General features: G+C 47.2%; 15 protein-coding genes and 1 riboswitch. Of the genes, 10 read left to right on the forward strand and 5 right to left on the reverse strand.

The window, feature by feature from the left end; translation table 11 throughout:
• Positions 1-46 precede the first annotated feature (46 nt).
• Together AC3RCI_RS08940 and AC3RCI_RS08945 are read left to right on the forward strand one after the other, a co-directional pair.
• A complete protein-coding gene (locus tag AC3RCI_RS08940) occupies positions 47-925 on the forward strand; it encodes an ROK family protein (RefSeq protein ID WP_336779361.1) in 879 nt (292 codons plus the stop codon).
• Positions 926-1106: 181 nt separating this feature from the next.
• Positions 1107-2108, forward strand: a complete 1002-nt coding sequence (locus tag AC3RCI_RS08945) for an HRDC domain-containing protein (protein ID WP_492528675.1) — start codon at positions 1107-1109, stop codon at positions 2106-2108.
• Positions 2109-2206: 98 nt separating this feature from the next.
• Here the strand turns inward: AC3RCI_RS08945 and corA are convergent, their stop codons facing one another.
• A complete protein-coding gene (gene corA / locus AC3RCI_RS08950) occupies positions 2207-3142 on the reverse strand; it encodes a magnesium/cobalt transporter CorA (RefSeq protein ID WP_095288290.1) in 936 nt (311 codons plus the stop codon).
• A gap of 49 nt (positions 3143-3191) precedes the next feature.
• Here corA and AC3RCI_RS08955 point away from each other — a divergent pair, with 49 nt between their 5' ends.
• From AC3RCI_RS08955 to AC3RCI_RS08985, 7 genes are all read left to right on the forward strand, one after another.
• Positions 3192-3335, forward strand: coding sequence for a hypothetical protein (locus AC3RCI_RS08955; protein ID WP_492472689.1), 144 nt, complete (start codon positions 3192-3194; stop codon positions 3333-3335).
• Between the two features lie 261 nt (positions 3336-3596).
• Positions 3597-3722: riboswitch (SAM riboswitch) on the forward strand.
• 239 nt (positions 3723-3961) lie between these two features.
• Positions 3962-4879: a homoserine O-acetyltransferase MetA gene (gene metA, locus AC3RCI_RS08960; RefSeq protein ID WP_127539433.1), complete on the forward strand. Its 918-nt coding sequence runs from the start codon at positions 3962-3964 to the stop codon at positions 4877-4879.
• Positions 4880-4903: 24 nt separating this feature from the next.
• Positions 4904-6091: a PLP-dependent transferase gene (locus AC3RCI_RS08965; protein ID WP_183521266.1), complete on the forward strand. Its 1188-nt coding sequence runs from the start codon at positions 4904-4906 to the stop codon at positions 6089-6091.
• Positions 6084-7253 (forward strand): trans-sulfuration enzyme family protein, encoded by a 1170-nt coding sequence (locus tag AC3RCI_RS08970; RefSeq protein WP_336779363.1) that lies wholly within the window; start codon positions 6084-6086, stop codon positions 7251-7253. Before AC3RCI_RS08965 ends, AC3RCI_RS08970 begins: the two co-directional genes overlap by 8 nt.
• A 382-nt stretch (positions 7254-7635) precedes the next feature.
• Positions 7636-8775 carry a cyclic dehypoxanthinyl futalosine synthase gene (gene mqnC / locus AC3RCI_RS08975; RefSeq protein WP_095288286.1) on the forward strand — a complete coding sequence of 380 codons (1140 nt, stop codon included), beginning with the start codon at positions 7636-7638 and terminating at the stop codon, positions 8773-8775.
• 214 nt (positions 8776-8989) lie between these two features.
• Positions 8990-9955 carry an aldo/keto reductase gene (locus AC3RCI_RS08980; RefSeq protein WP_336779364.1) on the forward strand — a complete coding sequence of 322 codons (966 nt, stop codon included), beginning with the start codon at positions 8990-8992 and terminating at the stop codon, positions 9953-9955.
• Entirely contained in the window at positions 9952-10965 is a 1014-nt protein-coding gene (locus AC3RCI_RS08985; RefSeq protein ID WP_336779365.1) for a zinc-binding alcohol dehydrogenase family protein, read from the forward strand. Before AC3RCI_RS08980 ends, AC3RCI_RS08985 begins: the two co-directional genes overlap by 4 nt.
• 125 nt (positions 10966-11090) lie before the next feature.
• On the opposite strand, the gene AC3RCI_RS08990 is transcribed toward AC3RCI_RS08985, so the two are convergent.
• The 4 genes from AC3RCI_RS08990 to AC3RCI_RS09005 form a co-directional block, all read right to left on the reverse strand.
• Positions 11091-11996: a YitT family protein gene (locus AC3RCI_RS08990; protein WP_492528677.1), complete on the reverse strand. Its 906-nt coding sequence runs from the start codon at positions 11994-11996 to the stop codon at positions 11091-11093.
• A 109-nt stretch (positions 11997-12105) separates the two neighbouring features.
• A complete protein-coding gene (locus AC3RCI_RS08995; RefSeq protein WP_336779367.1) occupies positions 12106-13344 on the reverse strand; it encodes a cation:proton antiporter in 1239 nt (412 codons plus the stop codon).
• A gap of 4 nt (positions 13345-13348) precedes the next feature.
• Entirely contained in the window at positions 13349-13843 is a 495-nt protein-coding gene (locus tag AC3RCI_RS09000) for a cation:proton antiporter regulatory subunit (RefSeq protein WP_110821088.1), read from the reverse strand.
• A 304-nt stretch (positions 13844-14147) separates the two neighbouring features.
• On the reverse strand, positions 14148-14552 hold the full coding sequence (locus tag AC3RCI_RS09005) for a hypothetical protein (RefSeq protein WP_154895906.1): 405 nt from the start codon (positions 14550-14552) through the stop codon (positions 14148-14150).
• Positions 14553-14724: 172 nt separating this feature from the next.
• Here AC3RCI_RS09005 and AC3RCI_RS09010 point away from each other — a divergent pair, with 172 nt between their 5' ends.
• On the forward strand, positions 14725-15678 hold the full coding sequence (locus tag AC3RCI_RS09010) for a putative sporulation protein YtxC (RefSeq protein ID WP_336779368.1): 954 nt from the start codon (positions 14725-14727) through the stop codon (positions 15676-15678).
• The last annotated feature ends 410 nt before the right edge of the window (positions 15679-16088 follow it).

Genomic DNA, 16088 nt, shown 5'->3' on the forward strand with positions numbered 1-16088 from the left:
ACCAAAGATGAATTTCACTTTAAACTAACTTGGGAGTGTGACTAACTTGACGATTTTAGGCGCAATTGAAGCTGGGGGAACCAAATTTGTATGTGGGATTGGAACTGAAAATGGTGAGGTGCTTGAACGGGTAAGTTTTCCTACAACGACACCGGAAGAAACGATGGCGCAGGTTATCGCTTTCTTTGAAGGCAAGGGGATTGAAGCTTTGGGCGTGGGTTCTTTTGGACCGATTGACCCGATTGAAGGAAGTCCTACGTACGGATATATTACAACAACACCGAAGCCTCATTGGGGTCAGTATGATATCATTGGCAAACTCAAGGAACATTTTGATGTGCCGATGACGTTTGATACGGATGTAAACGGAGCTGCGCTTGGAGAAGCAACCTGGGGAGCAGCACAAGGACTGGAGAGCTGTCTGTATATCACTGTCGGAACAGGTATTGGTGCCGGTGCAGTCGTAGGCGGCAAAATGGTTCACGGTTTATCTCATCCAGAGATGGGACATATTTTTGTACGCAGACACCCTGAGGATACATATGAAGGTTTTTGTCCATACCACGGGGACTGTCTGGAAGGGCTCGCAGCGGGACCGGCTATCAATAAACGTTGGGACCAGCCAGCATATGAGCTGCCAGCAGATCACAAAGCCTGGGAGATTGAGGCACACTATCTGGCGCACGCACTCATGAATTATGTACTGATTCTCACTCCGGAAAAAATTGTGATGGGTGGCGGGGTCATGAAGCAGGAGCATCTGTTCCCTATGGTACGCAGCAAATTGCAGGAGCTGTTAAATGGATATGTTCAGCATCCGGCCCTTCACTCTGGGATCGACGAGTATGTCGTTCCGCCAGGCCTTGGTGACAATGCCGGTTTGTGCGGATCGCTGGCCTTGGCCAAATTGGCTTTGAACAAATAATTCAATTGATCACAAGTGGTTGACGAATTTTTCCATTGTGGTAAGATATGAGCAACAGCATACTACGGTTAATGAGGAAGCACCTCTCTTGCAATGAATTTGCAGGAGGGGTGCTTTTTTTGTTGCCTGGAGGCGGCTCATCTAACTGTGAATAGGCTGCAATATTAAGGAGGGGAAATCGATGGAAGTCATTTTCATGAACAGATTGTCCAAATTGTCAGGTCAACATGAGGAACACGCTCAGCTGTGGATTGGTGAGGAGGAAGGTGCCTGGCATCTCGGGTGGAGCCAATATGAGGAAGGAGATCGCGAAGACAGCATCTGGTATGAGGGGAGCTCCTGGGAAGAACTGCTCCATATTTATCGCCACCAGTTGGCGATTCGAATGAGTGAAGGTTACCGGCCATTGATTCAGGGAGTGTTTCATGAGACGGAAGATCTGAAATTACGCAGTTATGGTGGACAGCGTCTTCACTGTTATAGTGAACGCTACGGCCATGAAGAATTATATGCTGATTTATGCACATGGCGGAGAAGAAAGGCAGCGTCTGACCGGAAGGCCCCATACTTTATTGCAACGAATCGTTTGCTGCGCATGATCAGTGCATTCGTACCCCAAACCATGGATGAACTCATGCAGTTACCAGGTGTTGGGGAGAGCAAGGCAAGTGAATACGGTCAGGAGTGGATGGAGCTTACAAGCGGAGTAGAGCGTTCGACTGCTTTTCCACTTGATTGGGTACAGTCTGTCTTGTCTGAAGATGAATATGAGAGCTGGTTGTACAAGCAAAAAGAACAGAAATATAAGCAGGAGCTGGACAAATTCACCACTCGCAAGCAGGTGCTTGAGGGTATGAAGGAAGGGCATACTCTGGAAGAGATTGTGAACCGCTCCGGACTATCCCGCAGAGAGCTAATTGAACTGCTGGAGACACTCGATACGGAAGGTTATGATACAGATAGCCTCCTGGATGCAGAGCTTGCGATCATGCCTGAGCAGGAGCAGGAGGCGGTCTGGAGTGCATACGAGGAGCTGGGAGACAGTTTCCTGAAACCTGTATTACATAGAGTATACGGCGGAGATAAGCCGGTTAGGGGCAATCTGGAGCAAGTGTACGAGAGATTGCGCATGATCCGCATTCGATTCCGAAGACATGTAGAAACAGAGCAGAACGTCGGGTAGACACCCCATATCGTTTCGAGAGAAGTTTTTGAGTACAGAAAAAAAGACGAAGCCGTTTCTCCCTGGTTGGAGCGCTTCGTCTTTTTGAATGAATAGGTTCAGATCCAATCTTTTTTGCGGAAAATAAAGAACATGCTCAGGCCGAGGGTCACCATCAGGCCAATGACTACAAAATATCCATACTTCCAGTCCAGCTCAGGCATGTTGTTGAAGTTCATCCCATAGATGCCGGTAATGACCGTCAGGGGCATGAACACCGTTGTAATGGCGGTAAACACGCGCATGATTTCGTTCGCCCGGTTGGCGATACTGGATTGGTAAGCTTCTCGCAAGTTTCCCATCAGGTCTCGATAAGTCTCAAACGTCTCGGATATTTTCACAGCATTCTCATAGATGTCACTGAAATACTTCTGCAGTTGATCATCGATCAGACGCAAGTCTTTTTTATTCAGCGTGTTGATGACCTCTTTTTGAGGTCCCAGCACTTTTTTGAGCCACAGAATCTCACTGCGCAGCCCGATAATTTCATTCAAATGGGACTTTTTCGTATGCATCAAAATATCTTCTTCCAATTTCTCAATGCGTGCTTCGATCCGGTCGCCGACGGTAAAGTAGTTATCCACAATCAAATCGACCAACAGATACAGGAGACGATCCGGGGTGCTGACTTCCTGTTCCCACAGAATAGGCTTCAAGGTCCGCAGTTCGCTGACTTTCTGCTTCGTAACACTAATGATGTAGTGTCTCCCTAGAAACAGGTTAACCGCACGCAAAAAGATCTCTTCGTCATCAAAACGAATGCTGTTTACGACAATAAAATAATGGCTCTCATAAATTTCAATCTTCGGACGCTGTTCTTCATCACTCAAACAGTCCTCTACAGCCAGATCATGCATCATGAACAGCGGCTGAAGTACCGCCAGATCATCAACGTCTGCATCGATCCAGTAAAATCCCTCAGCTGGTGGCGTCAGCGCCTGCTCAATATCGTCCACCGGGATAAATACACCGTTGTTTACCAACCGGATTTTCATCGTTCATCCACTCCTTCTGCACCCGCCAAACAGGCGGATTTTCATCAATATGGGCGCAAAAAGAACAGATCAGCCGGTCGGCAGCGGAGCCTGGATGTCAGGACTGCGTTCGCTCTATAACCAAACGGAAATAACGTCCCGCTGCCGGCATGCTGATGTCAATTCTCTATGCAGTTTGTCGGAATACGGCTGACAGTCAGGCCTCGGGTCGCCATCCATTGAATATGTCACCTCTCACATAAGGGTTTGCAACACTTGTTTAGTATACCGCTGGTACATGGTGCTTTCAAGCGCAAAAATGTGTCTATTTCGCGCCCTGAAGCAGTGTATGACAGCGATAGACAAACGGTTCCGGCCTACATGAACAGACATAAAACTACATGCTTGACGTGAGAGGATTAATGTTTTAAAGTAGACGGTGAAGTACACTAAATACACAATTGAATAAGGCGAAATCTTATCAAGAGTAGGTGGAGGGACTGGCCCGATGAAACCCGGCAACCGGCGGTATACCGCACGGTGCTAATTCTTGCAGCGACTAAGTGTCCATTGAGGCACTGTTGTAACTGAGAGATGAGAGAGGCGCATATCTATTTACATATGACCTTTCTCGGAATCCGAGGAAGGTCTTTGTTATATGCACCGACTTCTCAGCACTGATTTTCGCTATGGAACTTGAGTTTGTCAGGTTAGAGCGTTGCGCTATTTGCAATTCTCCACCTATAGACAAGCTCATGGCAGTCTAGAACGATTTGATGTGAAACACATCAAGCCTGTGATGGCTGCATCTATCTATGCACAAGGAGGAGTTTGTACATCATGCCAATTAAAATTCCAGACGCACTGCCTGCCAAGGAAGTCCTCGCAGGTGAGAACATCTTCGTAATGGACGAGACACATGCTTACCAGCAGGATATTCGTCCACTACGCATTGCTATATTAAACCTGATGCCTACCAAGGAAACAACAGAAACCCAGCTGCTTCGTTTGGTGGGGAATACCCCTATACAGGTTGATATCGTTCTGGTTCATCCCAAGTCCCACATATCGAAGAACACGTCACAGGAGTATTTGAATCTTTTCTATAAAACCTTTGATGAGATTGAACACCGCCGTTTTGACGGGATGATCATTACAGGTGCCCCTGTTGAGCAAATGGATTTCGAAGACGTGAATTATTGGAAGGAAATCCAGGAGATCTTCGATTGGACCAAAACCAACGTCACATCGACCATGCACATCTGTTGGGCTTCTCAGGCTGGTCTGTACCATCATTTCGGTGTACCTAAGGTAGCGCTGGAAGAGAAGTGTTTTGGCGTATTTCCACATACGATTAACAAATCTCACGTACAGCTGCTTCGCGGATTTGATGAAGTGTTCAATGTCCCACATTCCCGTCATACCGAAGTTCGGCGCGAGGATATTGAGAAGAACGATAACCTCGAAATTTTGGCCGAATCGGAGGAAGCTGGCATTTTCCTGGTTGCCACCAAAGACGGCAAACAAATTTTTGTGACAGGGCATGCGGAGTATGATCCATTGTCCTTGAAATGGGAATATGACCGCGATGCATCCAAGGGATTGGATATCGCACTGCCAAGAAACTATTTTCCAAACGACGATCCATCCCGTGTTCCTCCGGCAACCTGGCGGGCACATGCAAACTTATTATTCTCTAATTGGCTCAATTACTATGTGTATCAGGAGACGCCTTACGATATTGGCCCGCAAATCTAATCGAGATTACAGGAGGATACTGCAATGGAAGACAATAAGTTGAAAATCGAAAGCCGCTTGGCTCAAATCGGATCCGTCAATGAACCGGGAACTGGTGCCGTGAATTTCCCCATCTATCAATCAACGGCGTTCCGCCATCCAAAGCTCGGGCAGAGCACAGGCTTTGACTACATTCGTACGACCAATCCAACGCGTAAGGTACTGGAAGAGGCTGCAGCTGCACTCGAATCCGGTGATGCCGGTTTTGCCTGTAGCTCGGGCATGGCAGCGCTGCAAACGATCTTCGCCATGTTTGGACAGGGCGATCATCTGATTGTCTCGCTGGATCTATACGGGGGAACGTATCGTCTTCTAGAGCGTATCCTGTCTCGATTTGGCGTAACGGCAAGCTACGTGGACACGAATGATCTGGTGGCCATGGAAGACATACGTCAGCCGAACACCAAAGCTGTATTTATCGAGACGCCAACCAATCCACTTATGATGATTACGGATATTGAAGCGGTCAGCTCCTGGGCGAAAAGCCATAACCTGTTGACGATTGTGGACAATACACTGCTGACGCCGTTCTTCCAACGTCCTATCGAGCTCGGAGCCGATATCGTTGTTCATAGTGCAACCAAATACCTGGGTGGACACAACGATGTGCTTGCCGGATTGATTATCACCAAGGGCGAGGAATTGTCAGCCGAAATGGCATTCCTGCATAACTCCATTGGTGCGGTACTATCTCCAAGTGATTCCTATCAGTTGATGAAAGGCATGAAGACACTCGCGCTGCGTATGGAACGTCATGAGTATAATTCACTTACCATTGCCAAGTATTTGCTGGAACATCCATCCGTGGGGGAAGTATATCACCCTGGTTTGTCAGATCACCCGGGATACGAAGTGCAGAAGAAACAATCTAGAGGAAACACAGGCATCTTCTCTTTCAAAGTTAAAGATGCCCGTCTAGTTGAACCGCTGCTGCGCCATATCAAGTTAATTGCTTTTGCTGAGAGTCTTGGCGGCGTTGAATCGTTGATGACGTATCCTGCGGTGCAGACGCATGCAGATATCCCGCTCGAAATACGCGACGCTGTAGGTGTCGATGACCGCTTGCTGCGATTCTCGGTAGGAATTGAGCATGCAGACGATCTGATTGCGGATTTGGGGAATGCCCTGGAAGCTGCGCAGCGTGAGGTTGAAGGAGGCGTACATCATGAGTGAGCAGAACAACAAGCAATCCGAATTGAAGTTTGATACCCAGCTGCTGCATTTTGGTGACGAAGTGGATAAAACAACGGGAGCCTCCAGCGTACCGATCTACCAGGCATCCACATTCCATCATTTTGATATCTTTAATCCACCACAGCATGATTACAGCCGTTCGGGTAATCCGACACGTCAAGCGTTGGAGGATTACATCACATTGCTTGAAGGTGGAGCTCGAGGATTTGCCTACTCTTCAGGAATGGCCGCAATCTCCAGTGTGTTCCTGATGTTCTCGGCAGGCGACCACATGATCGTAACAGAAGATGTGTATGGAGGAACATACCGCCTGCTCACGTCCATTCTTAGCAGAATGCAAATTGAGACGACGTTTGTGGATATGACCAATATTGAAGAAGTAAAGGCGGCCATCAAGCCGAATACGAAGGCGGTCTATATGGAGACACCTTCCAACCCGACCCTGCGGATCACGGATATAGCTGCCGTCACATCCTGGGCACAGGAACATGAACTGATCACCATTCTCGATAACACATTTATGACGCCATATTATCAGCGCCCGATTGAGCTCGGCGTGGACATTGTTGTACATAGTGCAACCAAGTTTCTTGGTGGACATAGTGACGTACTTGCCGGACTTGCCGTTGCCCGTACCGAAGAGCTGGGGAGACAGCTCAAACAGCTTCAAAATGGGCTTGGTACCGTACTGGGTGCTCAAGAATCCTGGCTTCTAATGCGCGGCATGAAAACACTTGGAGCTCGTATGGCACACAGTGAACAAAGCACGGCGAAGCTGGCTGCCTGGCTTAGCGGACGCAGCGATATTACCGCAGTATACTATCCTGGACTGCTGGAGCATCCGGGTCGTGAAGCTCACGAGCGCCAATCCACGGGTTACGGAGCGGTTGTCTCATTTGACGTAGGCTCGGGTGACCGTGCCAAAGCGGTGCTTAACCGGGTGAAACTGCCAATTGTGGCAGTCAGTCTGGGTGCTGTGGAGAGTATTCTGTCCTATCCTGCGATGATGTCCCATGCAGCGATGCCTGCTGAGGTTCGCCTTGAACGGGGCATTACCGATGGGCTGCTGCGCTTCTCAGTGGGGCTGGAAGATATCGACGATCTGATTGCTGATCTGGATCAGGCGCTTCAAGAATCATAATCATCATTTTGGGCTAGCTGAAAAACCAATAAAACAGTCTAAAAAAGCTGGAATTATAATAGATTGAATATGTCAATATTTTTACTTAAATTTAGGGCACCTTTCCATAAGGTGCTTTTTTTCACATGTAACCTGTGTTACGATAGACAGAGTACAGAAATGCGATGTTGCCACCAGCACTTGCAAGCGATGCGTCTTATGCATAGATTTAATGAGCCGTTTTTTTCTAATAACCCAGAATGGATCGAAAGGTTCCAATTCATCTAGAATTTCTATTTCTAAGCAATTGTTTGGAACTAACCAATCATGCAGAAGGCTGGCATATATACAAGTCGGGACGGATCGTGAACATATTTTCTCTTCATGAGGGAGGCTTTTTACGATGAGTACGGTAGACCGTATCTTAGATAAAGCCCTTCGGGGCGAACGATTAGACCTGGAAGACACAATTCAGCTGTTTGAATCGAATGAAGTCGACAAAATCGGGGCAGCTGCCAATGTTATTATGAAGCGTATGCATCCTGAGCCATACAGAACATTTGTCATTGGGCGTAACGTCAACTACACCAACGTGTGTGATGTGTACTGCCGTTTTTGTGCTTTCTATCGCAGACCTGGATCAGATGAAGGATACGTGTTGCCGGACGAAGTGATTTTCCAGAAAATTCAGGAAACACAAGATGTGAACGGTACTGAGATTCTGATGCAAGGCGGAACGAATCCCAATCTGCCTTTCAGCTATTACACGGATCTGTTAAAAGCAATCAAAGAACGTTTCCCGAACATCACCATGCACTCCTTCTCACCAGCGGAGATTATGAAAATGGTAGAAGTTTCGGATGGTCTTACGCTGGAAGAGGTCGTACGTGCCATTCACGAAGCAGGACTGGATTCCTTGCCAGGTGGAGGCGCTGAGATTCTGGATGACCGTACACGCCGCAAAATCAGCCGTCTGAAAGGTTCATGGCGCGACTGGATGGACGTTATGCAGACAGCTCACCGGATCGGGATGAACACAACCGCAACCATGGTGATCGGTTTGGGCGAATCGATGGAAGAGCGTGCACTTCACCTGCTTCGTGTACGTGAAGCACAGGATGAGTGTATTGCGAACAAATATGACTCAGAAGGCTTTCTGGCATTCATTCCTTGGACATTCCAGCCGGATAATACGAATCTGAAACTGGAGCGCCAAACGCCGGAAGAATACCTGAAGACGGTAGCGATCAGCCGACTTGTACTTGATAATATCAAAAACATCCAATCTTCATGGGTAACCATGGGTCCTGAAATCGGTAAGAAATCGCTTGAATTTGGCTGTAATGATTTCGGCAGCACAATGATTGAAGAGAATGTCGTATCCGCAGCGGGTGCTACATACAAAGTCAATATTGGCTCGATTCTTCAGCTTATTCGTGAGGCGGGTTATATTCCGGCACAGCGTAATACAAGATACGATATTCTGCGCATGTTTGATGAAGAAGAGAATTCAGTGCAGCAAGATTTTGTCATGCAGAACTAATAAGAGAATTTATTTACATCTAGGTATTAGAATGAAGACCACGGGCTGCCCATTGAAGGGTAATCCGTGGTTTTTTTGTTGGATGCTTGCCATAAGGGGCCATTCCTAGGTCATGAAAGAGTACATATTACGCATATGGCGATATTTTATATTGATATTGAACTGTTAAAATGAAAGAAACGGAGCAACAGACATGCTGGAAAGGAGCAAGTGAATGAAGAGAAGGATGCTTGGCAGGACCGGTCTAGATGTACCTGTGTTGAGTTTTGGCGCGTCTTCCCTGGGTTCGGTATTTCGCGATATTGACCGCGAGGAAGGTATTCGTACGGTACATGCAGCTCTGGATGCAGGAATGAACTATATAGATGTGTCACCCTATTATGGTCTAACCAAGGCAGAGACGGTACTGGGGGAAGCGATACGAAGCCAGCCGCGCAGTTCATATATTTTATCAACCAAGGCGGGACGATACGGAGAGAATGAGTTTGATTTTTCCCGTAAGCGCATTCAGGATAGTGTCAAGGAAAGTCTGGACCGACTGCACACCGATTATATCGATATTCTGTTCCTGCATGATATTGAGTTTGCACCAGCAGAGATCATTATTGAAGAAGCCTATCCAGCCTTGCTGGAACTGAAAGAGCAGGGGGTAATTCGTCATGCGGGAGTCTGTGGTCTGCCCCTGCCCCTGTTCGAGAAGGTGCTGCCGCAAATTGATGCCGATGCCATCATCTCGTATTGTCATTATGCATTGAATGATACCTCACTATTATCTCTGCTGCCGTTATTGGAAAAAGAGGGAGTTGGTCTCGTCAATGCTTCGCCTCTGTCGATGGGCTTATTAGGTACAAGAGGCACGCCCGCCTGGCATCCCGCAGATGAACGCGTCAAACAAGTCTGTCTTGAAGCTGCGCAGTTCTGTGCAGAGCAAGGTGTGAATATTGCCAAGCTGGCTGTGCAGTTTGCTACGGCAAATGAACAGATTCCAACCACACTGGTGAGCAGTGCAAGTGAAAATAACATCCGTCATAATGCCGAGTGGGTAGATGAGCCGCTCGATGAAGAGCTTTTGGCAGAGGTACTGCGCATACTGGCACCCGTTCATAATATAACGTGGACTAGTGGTCGTCCCGAGTATAACGAACCACAACAGAAAGCAGCGAAGGGGGAACAGGGATGAAGGCTGTTGTGTGTGAAGAGATCAATCGTTTGACAATACAGGATACCGACGAACCCATTCGAGCTGAACATGAGGCCATTGTATCGATCAAGCGGATTGGCATCTGCGGGACGGATCTGCATGCTTACAAAGGCAACCAGCCCTATTTTACCTATCCTCGTATTCTGGGACATGAACTGTCAGGGAACATTGATGACATTGGTCCGAATACTGCTGGCCTTCAAGTTGGAGATCAGGTAAGCATTATTCCCTATCTGCACTGTGGTCACTGTATTGCCTGTCGGACAGGGAAAACCAATTGCTGTGCAGCCATGCAGGTCATGGGAGTACATGTGGACGGAGGGATGCGCGAAAGAATCAGCGTGCCTGTTTCCCATTTGATTAAGGCGGAAGGACTGACCCTGGATGAAACAGCGATGGTTGAACCGCTCAGTATCGGAGCTCATGCAGTAAGAAGAGCAGGTGTGCAGCCAGGGGAGCAGATTATAGTAATCGGGGCAGGACCGATCGGACTTGGGGTCATGGCTTTTGCGAAACAGGCCGGGGCCCGAGTAATCGCCATTGATCGGAACCTGGACCGATTGGAACTAAGCCGCACCTGGGCTGGGGCAGATGTTGTAATACAGGCAACAGATCAAGTGGTGGAGCAGGTAGCTGAAGTGACAGAAGGGGATTACGCTGCCGCTGTATTTGATGCAACAGGCAATGTGCAGTCCATGAATGAGGCTATTCGGTATGTAGCTCATGGCGGACAATTAATCTATGTGGGATTGGTCAAAGCCGATATTACGTTTCATGATCCTGAGTTTCATAAGCGGGAGATGAGCATACTGGGCAGCCGTAATGCAACGCGTGCAGATTTTGAGCTAGTGATATCGACTTTGCGGCAGAAAAAGCTCAGCATGGATGGATACATTACGCATCGGGAGCCTTTAACTCAGCTTCCTTCCGCCATGGACAAGTGGTTGCTCCCAGATACACATGTGGTAAAAGCTATAGTTGAACTATAAAAGTATAGAGTATCGGAAATAAGGCAAGCAGGAATGAAAACCAGGAATAAAAAAACCTCTCTCTAACCTAAAGTGATATTTTATCACAAGGTTAGAGAGAGGTTTTTGGGGTTCAAGTCGTTGGGTCATTTCTCCGGATGGGTGATAATACCAGCGTGCGGATCAATATGGCGCACAATGGATTTCAACCAGATCATCTCCAGAAAATGAACTTCATAGTACAATGCCCCCGGAATGTGATGAATCCATCCTTCAGCAGCCAATAAGGAAGCAGACTCTGAAGAGGGTACAGGAGATCCGGGTTCCCGTCGCAGACGCTTGCGAACGACTTTTTCAACCTGCGAGCTTTGGGTAGTCAAAATGTACAATTTGCGAGTGGTCCTGAATCCGCGGAATGCGATATAGACCATTTCATATGCAATAAGATAGGCAATAACAGAGTACATCGCTTGATCCCAACCAAAGACAACACCAGCGGCTGTCAGAATCAGTAAGTTGAGCAGCATGATTATTTTTTCGATAAGCATCCGTTTCCCGCTAAATACCCGTTCAGGTGGCCGGGAGGACGGATCACCGATTTCCAGCGTATCCAGTGTCCCGCCGTACCGCACCACAAGTCCGATTCCAACACCAAGACATAGTCCGCCGAACATGGCGGCAGCCAGCGGATGTTCAACCAGAGGCGGCATGGGATGAAGCACGATGGCACCAATCGAAAAGACAACCAAACCCAGTACAGTAACGAGTACAAATCTCTTTTGCACCAGCCTGTAGGATAAAAATATAAATGGAACATTGAATAAGAACAGGAACAATCCAATTCTCATCTCAGTCCAATGAGCGAACAGAGAAGATATGCCTGTTATGCCTCCAATAATAATCTTATTGGGATGAAGGAATAATTCAAGTCCCACGGAGGCTAGAATTCCACCAGCGATCACCAGCAAGAGATTCAGGAAGCGGCGCGTGGATGATATTCTGGTCTTAGCGGTTTGTGGCACCGGATTAGCCGATATCAGAGGTGCTTTCATACGTCATCCTCCTTTGTGCGGCTGGCGAGCCATTCTCCCTGGTTGATCACAGAAGATCGGCGAAGAGCCGCAGTTACAATCATATGCCTGTTCTGAACAGGCACAGGTTTTATCCTTCTTTCTGTAAAACCTTCGGTTCTTCTTTCTTCTTCCGAGGATCTTTGAACTTGAAGATTTTATCCAAAATTCTAAACACATGTTTGGACTCTTTGGTTAATAGTGGTCCAAGAATGGCTAGGATCAGTACGTACAGTGCGGCAAACGGCTGGAGAAGCGGCAAGAGTCCACCGGCTTTACCCATGTTGGCCATGATGATCGAAAATTCACCGCGGGATACAATGGTTAAACCAATATTAGCAGAAGCTTTTGGAGACAGCCCCGCACTGCGCCCGGCCAGCATGCCTGCCAGGAAGTTACCGAATAGTGTAATAACAACAGCAATCAAAGCCAGCCATACAGCTTCTCCGCCAAGGGACAGAGGGTCAATGGACAATCCGAAGCTAAAGAAGAAGATGGCTCCGAAGAAGTCACGGAACGGCAGGATTAGATGCTCTATCCGTTTGGCATGTTCTGTCTCTGCCAGAACCAGACCAACAAGTAATGCACCGATGGCCTCGGCCACGTGAATGGTTTCGGAGAAGCCGGCTACCAGGAACAATGCACCAAAAATCACAAGTGAGAACAATTCATTGGAGCGTATTTTAAGCAATTTGTTGAGCAGTGGAGTCGCTTTGCGCCCTAGTATGATGACAATAAGCATGAATCCAAGCGCGATAAGCGCGGATACGATGACGCCTCCGATCGAGGATGAGTCACTAAGCACCAATCCCGATAGGATGGAGATGTAGACAGCCAGGAACACATCTTCGAACATGATAATGCCAAGAATCATTTCCGTTTCCGGATTGGCTGTACGTTTCAGATCGACTAACACCTTGGCCACGATGGCACTGGAGGATATGGTGGTAATCCCAGCAATAACAAGTGCCTCAGCAGGCGGGAAGCCGGAAGCAAATCCGAAAACTAATCCAAGCGTAAAGTTAATCCCGATATAAATCGAACCGCCGACGGCAATGGATTTACCGGATTTGATCAGACGTCCTACCGAGAATTCCAATCCGAGATAGAAGAGCAGGAACAGGATACCGATCCGGCCCATAAATTCGATGAAAGGCTGACTTTCAATAAAACGGAAGTCCAGATGCCAGATTTTCATGGCATGTGGACCAACCGCCATCCCGATCAGAATGTAAAACGGGACGACCGAAAAACGCAATTTGGCAGATAAGAGGCCAGCGGCAGCAATGAGAACGAGCGCCAGACCTACTTCAAAAATCAGATGATCCATCGACTCACCCCCTTCCGGTCAGGAGGAGGGATTTGAAGAGTTTCTGTTGGTTGCGTTCGCCAACGGCAACAACGGTAGACTCAGCAGTAATCACGACCTCAGGACCGGGGCTGATATGTTTTTTGTGGTTTTTCTCTACAACGGCAATAACCGTTGCCCCAGAGTTTTGACGTACGTCCAGTTCACCGATGGACTTGCCGATGCATCCATAGGAGGATTCGACTTTGTACCATTCGATGATCAGATCATCAAAAGTAACTTCAATATTTTCAAGCTGTTTTGGCTTATAGGTCAATCCGCCAACGATAGCGGCAATTTGTCTGGCTTCATAATCATCAAGCGTAATCATGGAGATGCTTTGATCCGGATCGTCGTATTCAAAATGGTACATTTCACGCCGTCCGTCATCATGAATAATGATCACAATTTTATCTCCGCTGCTCGTTTCAATCTGGAACTTCTTGCCGATTCCCGGCAAATCAGTTTCACGTACATCCATGGATAATATGCCTCCTTAAATTGAGGGCTGGCCACAGAAGACAGGCTTATTTCCCGAAAATAGAATGATCTGTATTTGGAAGAAACATTAAATGATGCGGGCAAACAGAGCCAGGTACTCCTGACACACAGCCGTATACATTGATTTTTGAACAAAATTGGATATGACAAATTCAACATCGTGACACACTGTTAACCTTGTCGTTAACTAACGTTTGCTTAAAGGGTTATAAGTTATGCACAAGTACACCGTCTGTTGGACAGAGATGTCTCTATGCATGGCAACCGAACATACGGTGCAACGCCTAGTGAAGGACGTTTACGTATCTTGGTGCATGAGGGGCGAGGGACAAATACATACTGGTGAATTTAATGGGTAGCAGAAATAATCTGCGCTTAAACAGACAAATCAACGGTTTAAAGGGCAGACGCGGAGTAGGAATTCGCAGCATCAGCAATAAGGCAAGCACCAAAAATACAGGCTTGTTATTTGTCACTGCAATCAGCTTGACCATGACTTGCGAGTATTTGCGGATAGCAGGTTTTTGCTGAGTTTCGGGTATTTGTAATAACACTTCCTTATTGGAAGTGGCATCAACGGATACGCCAACAGCGGATTCTGTCTGCATCGGAATAGGGAAGCACAACGCTTGGAACAAACACAAAATGATGATAAAAGCACTGCGGAGCATTCTAGGTTGTTGTCTCATTTTGGCTTCCCCCCCTTTCCGTGAAACATACTGTTATCAAAATAATAACACATTTTTGTCTGAACTCCAAACCTCTTTACAAATATACTGAGAAATGATGACACGCTTTCCATCAATCCGCTTCGTATATCCCCCTCGGCCTTGCCATATACTTTGAAGAGGAAGGAAAGGAGTGATTCTTGTGGAGCTGTTCGCCGTATGGACCGATGTGTCAGGGCAAGAGGAAGCAGATCAATTTTATCGCTGCATCAAAGAAAAAACCAAAGGTTTACATATAAGCAAAAGAGGTTTCCGGCTCACCTTCAAACATAATGACGGCAAAGCAGCCTGGGTCTGCAGAGGGAATGAAAATCACGTGGATTTTCAGCAGTGGCTGCCTCAGATCAGTGATTTGCTTGCCAAAGGACTGGCTGATTTCATTATGGATACCCGGGAGCACTCCATTGTAGAAAATATGATTTCCAAGGCCTGTTCCGTTATGGATGAATATGAAGTGGAGAAGGTACACCGGATCTGCATGCCCTTGTTATTCAACGGTGATCTGGATCAACCAGGGCTTCGAGAGAAACGGCGCTTAACCCTCGCAGGTGGTCTTAGACAGGATCTGGAGGAGGTTCATTTCTTTCACCTGGAAGGCATTCTTCATTTTCGAATGAAGCAATACAAACAGGAACTGCACGAACTGGTCGAATATGCACTGGATGAATTCTGGATGGACCGTCAATACGAAGAATTCATGGGACTGTTAAAATATTTTGTGTTCTTTCAGGAAGCCAAAGTTCCTTTGGTCCATCTGGTGCACAAAGGCTCGCATGAATTTCAGGTTCTGGATGCAGGGCTTAACCAGCTCCCTGTACAAAAAGATGAGCAAGTCGTCGTCGAGATGCCCGGTCTTGAACTGGAAATGGATATTGAAGACATGATTGTAAGCACACTTATATCGATATCTCCCGAAAAAGTGATGCTTCATACAAACACACCCGATCTGCCGATTATATCGACGATTCGCCAGATCTTCGAGGACAAGGTTCAATTATGCCATCATTGCCCGGAGTGTGAAGTGCTTCGTTCCGGCCTGCTGTCAGGCCTTGACGCAAGTGATCTCGGCAATTATAATAACTGTTGATCCATGAATTAATGAACATGTTTTATGGATGAACTTTTACCAATAAGCAAAAGCGTTGACAAAGACAAGGACCATACGCACGGTCGGTGCAGAGAGAGGGAACCAGGCTGAAATTTCCTCCGGATGCCACGTTTGGTTTACCCCTTTGTAGCTGCAGTTTTGAAAACGGAGATGAATGTAATTTTTCCGTGAGTAAGGATATGCCGGGTCATGCCCGTTACCGTCATGCCAATGAGGGCTGTATTTTCAATGAAGAATGAAGCAGCTGAATTAGGGTGGAACCACGAGTATACAACACTCGTCCCTTTGCCGGGACGGGTGTTTTTTGCGTTCTTTGCCAATCAGCAGGAATAGCAATAGATCATCAGTCCATGATGTGGATGGATAAGGTTACATTTACAGGAGGAATG

It is taken from the genome of Paenibacillus sp. MT124, from assembly GCF_058792755.1.

Bases quoted from the DNA above. Each gene is read 5' to 3' on its own strand.
- AC3RCI_RS08945 (WP_492528675.1), top strand. From the start codon at position 1,107: ATGGAAGTCATTTTCATGAACAGATTGTCCAAATTGTCAGGTCAACAT.
- corA (WP_095288290.1), bottom strand. From the start codon at position 3,142: ATGAAAATCCGGTTGGTAAACAACGGTGTATTTATCCCGGTGGACGAT.
- AC3RCI_RS08955 (WP_492472689.1), top strand. From the start codon at position 3,192: ATGGGCGCAAAAAGAACAGATCAGCCGGTCGGCAGCGGAGCCTGGATG.
- metA (WP_127539433.1), top strand. From the start codon at position 3,962: ATGCCAATTAAAATTCCAGACGCACTGCCTGCCAAGGAAGTCCTCGCA.
- AC3RCI_RS08965 (WP_183521266.1), top strand. From the start codon at position 4,904: ATGGAAGACAATAAGTTGAAAATCGAAAGCCGCTTGGCTCAAATCGGA.
- AC3RCI_RS08970 (WP_336779363.1), top strand. From the start codon at position 6,084: ATGAGTGAGCAGAACAACAAGCAATCCGAATTGAAGTTTGATACCCAG.
- mqnC (WP_095288286.1), top strand. From the start codon at position 7,636: ATGAGTACGGTAGACCGTATCTTAGATAAAGCCCTTCGGGGCGAACGA.
- AC3RCI_RS08980 (WP_336779364.1), top strand. From the start codon at position 8,990: ATGAAGAGAAGGATGCTTGGCAGGACCGGTCTAGATGTACCTGTGTTG.
- AC3RCI_RS08985 (WP_336779365.1), top strand. From the start codon at position 9,952: ATGAAGGCTGTTGTGTGTGAAGAGATCAATCGTTTGACAATACAGGAT.
- AC3RCI_RS08990 (WP_492528677.1), bottom strand. From the start codon at position 11,996: ATGAAAGCACCTCTGATATCGGCTAATCCGGTGCCACAAACCGCTAAG.
- AC3RCI_RS08995 (WP_336779367.1), bottom strand. From the start codon at position 13,344: ATGGATCATCTGATTTTTGAAGTAGGTCTGGCGCTCGTTCTCATTGCT.
- AC3RCI_RS09000 (WP_110821088.1), bottom strand. From the start codon at position 13,843: ATGGATGTACGTGAAACTGATTTGCCGGGAATCGGCAAGAAGTTCCAG.
- AC3RCI_RS09005 (WP_154895906.1), bottom strand. From the start codon at position 14,552: ATGAGACAACAACCTAGAATGCTCCGCAGTGCTTTTATCATCATTTTG.